We start from the raw sequence: 8837 nt of genomic DNA on the forward strand, positions 1-8837 counted from the left end.
TGAGTGTGGTTACTGGTGTGGAAATCAATAGTTAATGTTTTTAAATGAGTTTGTTGGGCATGCTTTTGGGTTCCCGGATTGCCACCCCTCCATTTTTTTGGGGGTTGCGGTCCTGGCCCTTGGATTTCAGGTTGAGGCTTTTATTGTTTTTGGCTTGGGTTCTTGGTGTTGTGGTGGTTTGAGAACTGGATAGTGGACGCGAGTAAAATGCGAAACTTTTTGTTTCGATTTTTTTGCTTTTATCAATTTCAACCGGCTCCTTTTGTTGGAGTCGCTTGATCGTTTTGTGATCGTTTAGTGTGATGATTTTTTGTCTAGAGAATTTTGCTGATGGGTTCTTACTTTAGTGTTTGTCACTGGTAAGGGCGTATGGTGGATGCCTTGGTAGACAGGACCGATGAAGGACGTGACGGGCTGCGATATGCCTCGGGGAGCTGCCGAGTGGGCTTTGATCCGAGGATTTCCGAATGGGGAGACCCGGCCACTGTTATGGGTGGTCACCACAGTTTTTGTGGGGGGTACGCAGGGAAGTGAAACATCTCAGTACCTGCAGGAAAGGATACTCCGTGAGTAGTGGCGAGCGAAAGCGGATCAGGCTAAACCGGGTGCGTGTGATAACCGTCAGGTGTTGCGCATTCGGGGTCGTGGGATTGACTGTTCAGCCTCTGACGGGGTTGAGGAGAGTGATAAAATGTCGTGCTAGGTGAATGGGATTGAATTCCCAGCCGTAGAGGGTGATGGCCCCGTAGCTTGTCGTGCGATGTCTCTTTATGTTTATTCCCAAGTAGCGCGGGCCTCGTGGAATCCCGCGTGAATCTGCCCAGACCGTTGGGTAAGCCTAAGTATTCCTGTCTGACCGATAGTGTACTAGTACCGTGAGGGAAAGGTGAAAAGCACCCCGGGAGGGGAGTGAAATAGTTCCTGAAACCGTGCGCTTACAATCCGTCGGAGCCTTCTTTGTGGGGTGACGGCGTGCCTATCGAAAAATGAGTCTGCGAGTCAGTGGTATGTGGCGAGGCTAACCCGGGTGGGGGAGCCGTAGCGAAAGCGAGTTTTAAAAGGCGTTTGAGTCGCATGTCCTGGACCCGAAGCGGGATGATCTAGCCCTGAGCAGGTTGAAGCGCGGGTAAGACCGTGTGGAGGACCGAACCCACCTAGGTTGAAAACTGGGGGGATGACTTGGGGTTAGGGGTGAAAGGCCAATCAAATTCCGTGATAGCTGGTTCTCTCCGAAATGCATTTAGGTGCAGCGTCGTGTTATTGCTTACAGGGGGTAGAGCTACTGGATGCTTGCGGGCCCATACCGGGTACCAATAGCAGCCAAACTCCGAATACCTGTTAGGTTTATCACGGCAGTGAGTCGGCGGGGGATAAGCTCCGTCGTCAAAAGGGAAACAGCCCTGATCGTCGTCTAAGGTCCCGAAGCGCGTGCTAAGTGGGAAAGGATGTGGAGTCGCATAGACAGCCAGGAGGTTGGCTTAGAAGCAGCCATCCTTGAAAGAGTGCGTAACAGCTCACTGGTCTAGTGGTTCCGCGCCGACAATGTAGCGGGGCTTAAGCACGCCACCGAAGACGCGACTGCATGAATTTTGTTCATGCGGGGTAGGAGAGCGTCCTGTATGGGGTGAAGCGGCAGTGTGAACTTGTCGTGGACTGTACGGGAGTGAGAATGCAGACATGAGTAGCGAGAGACGGGTGTGAATCCCGTCCGCTGAATGACTAAGGGTTCCGGGGCCACGTTCGTCGTCCCCGGGTGAGTCGAGTCCTAAGGCGAGGCCGACAGGCGTAGTCGAATGGATGAACGGGTTGATATTCCCGTACCGGTGTTACACCGTTCGAACTGAATCTGAGAGTACTAACCTTCATTTGCGAGTTGGCTTCCTTTCGGGGTTGTTGGCTTGTTTGTGTTGGGACTGTATTGGTAGTAGGTTAGCGTGGGAGTGACGCGGGTAGGTAGCCGGCTGCGGAGGTGGTTTTCCGTGGCTAAGCGTGTGGGCTGTCTCCTAGGTAAATCCGGGGGATGTTAAGCTGAGGCGTGATGGGTAGGCTGTAAGGCTGATTCCGGTGATCCTGCTTGCCGAGAAAAGCTTCAACGTGAGGTGTGATTCCGCTCGTACCCTAAACCGACACTGGTGGTCTGGTAGAGTATACCGAAGCGATCGGGCGAATCCTGGCCAAGGAACTCGGCAAATTACTCCCGTGCCTTCGGCATAAGGGAGACCCTTGATGGTGATATGGTTTTACGCTGTTGAGCTGTTGGGGGTGGCACAAGCTAGGGGGTAGCGACTGTTTACCAAAAACACAGGAGCGTGCGAAGGCGTAAGCCGCTGTATACGCTCTGACGCCTGCCCGGTGCCGGAAGGTTAAGAGGATCCGTTAGCTTCGGTGAAGCGGTGAATTTAAGCCCCGGTAAACGGCGGTGGTAACTATAACCATCCTAAGGTAGCGAAATTCCTTGTCGGGTAAGTTCCGACCTGCACGAATGGCGTAACGACTTCCCCACTGTCTCGGCCAGGAGCCCGGCGAAATTGCAGTACGAGTAAAGATGCTCGTTAAGCGCAGAAGGACGAAAAGACCCCGGGACCTTTACTATACCTTGGTATTGTCGTTAGGTGTGGATCGTGTAGCATAGGCGGGAGGCTGTGAAGCGTGGGCGCTAGCTTGCGTGGAGTCGAATAGTGAAATACCGCTCTTTCCATATCTGGCGTCTAACCTCAGCACGTTATCCGTGTTAGGGACAGTGCCTGGCGGGTAGTTTAACTGGGGCGGTTGCCTCCTAAAGAGTAACGGAGGCGCTCAATGGTCCGCTCAGCCCGGTTGGCAATCGGGTGTTGAGTGTAATCGCACAAGCGGGCTTGACTGTGAGACTGACGGGTCGAGCAGGGACGAAAGTCGGAGATAGTGATCCGGTGCCGGCGTACGGACGTGGCATCGCTCAACGGATAAAAGGTACCCCGGGGATAACAGGCTGATCATTCCCAAGAGTCCATATCGACGGGATGGTTTGGCACCTCGATGTCGGCTCGTCGCATCCTGGGGCTGGAGCAGGTCCCAAGGGTTCGGCTGTTCGCCGATTAAAGCGGCACGCGAGCTGGGTTCAGAACGTCGTGAGACAGTTTGGTCTCTATCCTCTGCGCTCGTTGGAATGTTGAGGAGACCTGCCCATAGTACGAGAGGACCTGGGTGGACGAACCTCTGGTATGCCGGTCGTCACGCCAGTGGCGCTGCCGGTTAGCTACGTTCGGAAGGGATAACCGCTGAAAGCATCTAAGCGGGAAGCCTGCTCCAAGATAAGCATTCCATGCACGTTAGTGTGTGAGCCCCCATGTAGAACACGTGGTTGATAGGCTAGATGTGGAAGCCCTGTAAGGGGTGGAGCTGACTAGTACTAATGGGTGATGGTGACATTCTTCTCTACTCTTGTGAGTGGGGAGGGTGAGTTTCTGTGAGTATTTTTCTTCTAGCGTTAATGAGTACTGAATGTTTTGCTTAACGATCGGTTGGTAAGAGTTGTTTTTGCTCGCGTTCATGTCCGGTTCCCAAACCGCCAACTTGCCACTCACTGCTGGTGAGTGTTATAATTAAGTTTGCGGTGGTCATGGCTCAGGTGAGACGCCCGGTCCCATTCCGAACCCGGAAGCTAAGGCCTGACACGGCGAGGGTACTGCACTCGATAGGGTGTGGGAGACTAGCACGCTGCCGCATTATTTTTCTAGCGGGGAGTTTCAACTCCCCGCTTTTTTATTATCCCCCCGCATACTGTTATGGGTTATAATCCTCCAAGCTTTAGATAAACTCCCGCAAATGTTCCAAAAAACCACCAAAACAACAACAAACGCCGGGAATTTTCCGGTAAATGTTCCAAAAAACGGACGATGCTCACGCTATAAGCACTCACTGCCAGGGGTTATTTTTACACACGTTTTAGCCACTCACCCCCACTATTTTCATCTCAATGCCCATTTTTTCGTGCGTAATGAGTAGTCTGATAATGGGTACTTTGCTGCACAGATTATGCGTAGCATTGTGCTTTCGTTTAAGTGTATTAAGAGTTAAAAGAAGGTGCATATGATGAATAAAAAGTTTATAGCAACATTTGCTGCAGCAGCCATGTTGTGCTGCGTATGCAACGCCGGCGTTGCAGTAGCAGATGATAATACAGATTTCAATGCGACTATCACACAATTAATATCTCAAGCAGATAATCATATCGACGCGCTAAAAAAGCTTATTGATAATTCTGATAATGCTAAATTGAAAAGCGATCCTTTCAATATTCATCTTGACACATACAAACCGTTTTACAAAAATTTAATTGATACTGATAAAACAATGATTGAACAGTTTGAACAGCATCTTAATGCAGCAGGTGAGAAGCCTAATCAGAATACGCTTGATGCTTTGCGCGCTGAAGCCAAAGAATTAGATAAGCGTTTAAATCGTCCCACCAATAATTCATTCGGAGCACGTGCTGGATTCCATAACCACTATGATGTCTTTAGAGGATATTCGACGTATTCATCATGGCGAAAAGCTTCCGTGCCTTATAACAAGCTTGAGGATACTAAATCTAAGCTTGCTAAGCTTACTGCTCTCGATAAACAATTTAATGATTTACGACAGGCAATACAGCTTCCTTCTGAAGTGCATCCAATAAGTATTGAAGATCAAAGTAATTATGATTTAGACCAAGTTAAAGTAAAGTATTGGTACGATGGTGAACCAAATGCCGATAACTCAGCGTATGTGAAAGCTCAATTAGCTTTCTGGCATAAATTAGTTGAGAAAAGTAAACGCAATTTGGAAGATAAAGTTGCTAATGGAATTCGCGACCTGGTAGCTAGAACAGGTATCGATGTGAATGTAAATGTATTTGACCTTAATCGTGAGGTTAATGCGACTGTCAATGTGCATAATGGCGACGAGTATTTGAGCAAAGAATTAGCTCAGCAAGGAACATTGAAGAAGGCGTTTGATCATACCATTATTCATTATGGTAATGGTGTAAGTCTTCCTCCTCGTGAAAATCCTGACTTTGATTATGAGAAGTACAATATTCTTCAGCAGCAGATTGATGCCATTTCGAGCAATATTAATGATCCTTTGAAAAAGTTTGGCTGGGAATTTACTTATAAAGATCCAAGTCAATTGACTGCTGAGCAGCGCAAAGAGTATTGCGATGCCTATGAAAAGTATACTGCATCACGCATTGAGAACAGTAAGAAGCTTGAAGATCTCCGTAAGGAACAAGCAGAATTAGGCGATAAGAATGCTTACAAAGCGTACGATATTGCTGAAGACTTGAGTACTGCTCGCGATGGTGCTGTCTCATACGCTTACTTGCATTTGAAGTTTAAGAAGTATGTACAAGATCAGCTTAATAACGGAAAGAATCTTGAACAGTTGCTGGAAGATGACGCGCCTGCTTATAACAAAGCTAAAAAATTAGTGGATAAGATTAGCTATAGTGAAGCTGGAACTTCTAAAGAGTATCGTGACGCGATAGAAACTGTATATCGTTATGAATTTATGGTAGATTTACTTGCTGCTCGTGACAATGATGCGTATATAAAGGAAGCGCTTAAGAATGGCATATCATACGACGATATGCTTAAAGCGACCGTAAATGACCGCCTTGAGCGAGATAAGAAGTATAACGATTATGCAAACCAGGGCGAGGCAAAAGTTCTTTATGATAGAATGTGGGCAGCGTCTACAAAATGGGGTGAATTAAACAGTTCCGGCGCTTCTAAGGAAGAAATTAAGCAAGCTGAAGCTGATTATTATAAAGCGGATGATGAATTATACAAATATATAGGTAAAGAGCGTCAAAGATTTGACAACAAACAAACGGAATTATATGCTCGCGAGGATCTCATTAAAAAGTTAAAGAGCGGTGAGTATGATACGACAGTTCTTGATATAGACAACTTGGCTTTGACTCCTGAGCAGAAGTCGAGTGAAGATGTTGCTCCGCTTGATTATAACGACAGCTCGTTTGAGAATCCTGATGGCGATACTGGTAATAAGCCTGATAATAATCCTGATGGTGATTCCGGTAATAATCCTGACAATAATCCTGCTGGCCCATTTGATGATTTCAATTTTGATGACATTGACTGGGGTGATTTCAACTTTGACGATTTAGATTTGGATGATTTGGGCCTTGATGATGTGGAGGCTGAGGACTTCGATTTCAGTGAGTTCGATACTTATGCGTCGGAAATCAGCGATGACGATTTGGCTTCCTTAGATATCGATGACATCAATTTTGATGATTTAGGCTTGGGCGATTTGGATTTGGGTGATTTGGATTTGGGTGATTTCTATAATGACGACACTCAGTCTGGTGATACCAACTCTGGTGAGACTGCTAAGCCTGGTAATGCTAAGCCTGGTGAGACTAAGCCTGGTGATACTACCAACTCTGGTGATACCAATGCTGGCAATACTGCCAAGCCTGGTGAAACCAAGCCTGAGGATGTTGCCAAGCCTGGTGATACTACCAACTCTGGTGATACTGCCAACTCTGGTGATACTGCCAAGTCTGGTGAAACTACCAAGCCTGGTGATGCTAAGTCTAGTGAGACTATCAAGCCTGGTGATGCTAAGTCTGTGGCTGCTAAGATTGAGGCTGTCAAGGCTGAGGTTGCTGTGGATAAGACTGAAGATGTTAAGATTGAGGCTGCTAAGTCTGAATTTGCTGATGCTAAGTCTGAGGCTGTTAAGATTGAGGCTGCTGAGGCTGATAATGATAATGCTGGCGATGTTACTCAGACTGACAACGTTACCAAGACTCAAGAAAATAATAATTAACTATAGCCTTGCTACTGTTGCGAATGTAGTAAGTGCATAAAACCAGTAGGCGGTGGGGATTGCATCCTCGCCGCCTATTTAGTTATAGGGATATAGCATTATATGCAATTGATTTGCGCTGACGATCTGCCGAAGCGTTTATTCCTCACGGCTATTGGTAGCCGTTCGGCTGATTTGGCATGTGAAGCACCCCGTGCTTCACAATTGAGCCAAATCACGCTTTGAAGGAGCTTGAAATCCCAATGATTTCAAGCTCGGTCAAAGCGCACGCGAAGGCAATTCGGAGCGCCGAGCTTGCTCAAGTTGAAAGCACGGGGTGCTTTCAACGCAAGCGAGGTCTGCCTTCGTCTCGATTGACGAAGGCAGGACAGATTAGTGTGGTGATACTTAGTAACTAGGTCGTCAGTTGCAAACTCTAGATAAACTTCCGGCAAATGTTCCATAAATCCGCCAAAACAGCTACAAAACCCGGAGAAAAAACTCCCGAGAATGTTCCACAATAACGCTGATACAGCTACAAAACCCGGAAAATCCCCCGGCAAATGTTCCAAACACCAGCCAAAACAGCTACAAACGCCGGAGATTTTCCCGCAAATGTTCCAAATCACTAAACCAATTTTTCCTTTACAGTCATGTAAAGAAAAAATCGAAATTAAGCCAAAAAACGATTAAAACTTTACAGCCACGTAAAGGAAATGTCGGAATCTCGCCAAAAAGCGATTAAAACTTTACATTCGTGTAAAGGAATAATCGCGCGCGCAATGCTGCGCTCAGGCAGGTCGTCGCGCAAATGTTCCATGGCTACACTTGCCGCAAGGTAGTGATTAAATGATTGTAGTCGGCATAAAAACAAGCGATTTTGAGTATTCGTTGGGTATTAAAATATTGTGCCGAGCGCAATTGGGCCAGCAATTGAGTTGATAATTGGGCTATCAATTGAAATAAAATCAAGCAATTAAGAATACGGAATATTGTAAATAAAGTGTGCGCTGATTGTGATTATGCTATTTGCAATTATTCTGTAAATTTCATACAAGGAGTAGGTATGAATAAAGCCCTTATTAACATTGATTATACGAATGATTTTGTGGCAAGCGACGGTTCTCTCACTGTAGGCGAGCCTGCACAAAAGTTAGAAAAGCGCATTACTGAGATTTCGCAGGAATTCCTTGACTCTGGCGAGTTCGTTGTTTTCGCGATTGACACGCATCATTTGAACGACCCGTATCATCCGGAAACTAAGCTGTTCCCACCGCACAATATTGCTGGAACGCACGGTCAGCAGCTGTATGGTGCGCTTGGCGATTTTTATGAAGCGAATAAAGACAAAAGTAACGTGTATTACATTCATAAGACTCGCTACTCGTCGTTTAATGGCACTGATTTGCTGATTAAGCTTCGCGAACGTCACATTGAGGAGCTGCATTTGGTGGGAGTTTGCACGGATATTTGCGTGCTTCACACTGCTGTTGACGCATATAATCTTGGATTTAAGATTGTGGTTCATAAGGATGCAGTTGCAAGCTTCGATCCTCAAGGTCACGAGTGGGCGCTTCGTCATTTTAAGACTTGCCTTAATGCGGATATCGTAGAAGGCTGAAAGTTGCTAATTTGCTAAGTTGCTAATTTGCTAAAAATATTACGCTGGTTGATTTGCGAATCGACGACTTCGAGCTGCATAATGCGCGAGAAGTCACTTCGATTCGCTGAGCTTGCTCAGGGTTGAAAGCACCGGTGTGCTTTCAACGCAAGCGAGGTCTGCCTTCGTCTCGATTGACGAAGGCAGGGCAGATTAGTGTGGTTGTTCATTGGGAATTTGGCTGTGTTTTGTGAGCGCTGCCAACTGCACGCGGGTCCGAAGAACGTGATTAAGAGACCCTAACGCAGCGCTCCGACTGCACGCGGGTCCGAAGAACGTGATTAAGAGACCCTAACGCAGAACACCAACTGCACTAGCGCGATGACCTGCCTGAGCGCTGCGATTTAGCGCGCGAAGGCAACTCGGAGCGCCGAGCTTGCTC

At 47.0% G+C, this 8837-nt stretch carries 2 protein-coding genes and 2 rRNA genes; all 4 read left to right on the forward strand.

All coding sequences use genetic code 11. The features are described 5' to 3' along the window. Positions 1 to 349 precede the first annotated feature (349 nt). The 4 genes from AXE77_RS04955 (at position 350) to AXE77_RS04975 (ending at position 8416) form a co-directional block, all read left to right on the forward strand. Positions 350 to 3411, forward strand: a 23S ribosomal RNA gene (locus tag AXE77_RS04955). 177 nt (positions 3412 to 3588) lie between these two features. Further along, positions 3589 to 3705: ribosomal RNA gene (gene rrf / locus AXE77_RS04960) — 5S ribosomal RNA — on the forward strand. A gap of 363 nt (positions 3706 to 4068) precedes the next feature. Then, the gene (locus AXE77_RS04965) at positions 4069 to 6816 is read left to right on the forward strand and encodes a hypothetical protein (RefSeq protein WP_133296287.1); all 2748 of its coding nucleotides are present in this window, start codon (positions 4069 to 4071) and stop codon (positions 6814 to 6816) included. A gap of 1045 nt (positions 6817 to 7861) precedes the next feature. After that, positions 7862 to 8416, forward strand: coding sequence for a cysteine hydrolase family protein (locus tag AXE77_RS04975; RefSeq protein ID WP_116712401.1), 555 nt, complete (start codon positions 7862 to 7864; stop codon positions 8414 to 8416). Positions 8417 to 8837 lie beyond the last annotated feature (421 nt).

Source organism: Gardnerella massiliensis, from assembly GCF_003408845.1.
Classification (GTDB): Bacteria; Actinomycetota; Actinomycetes; order Actinomycetales; family Bifidobacteriaceae; genus Bifidobacterium; species Bifidobacterium vaginale_H.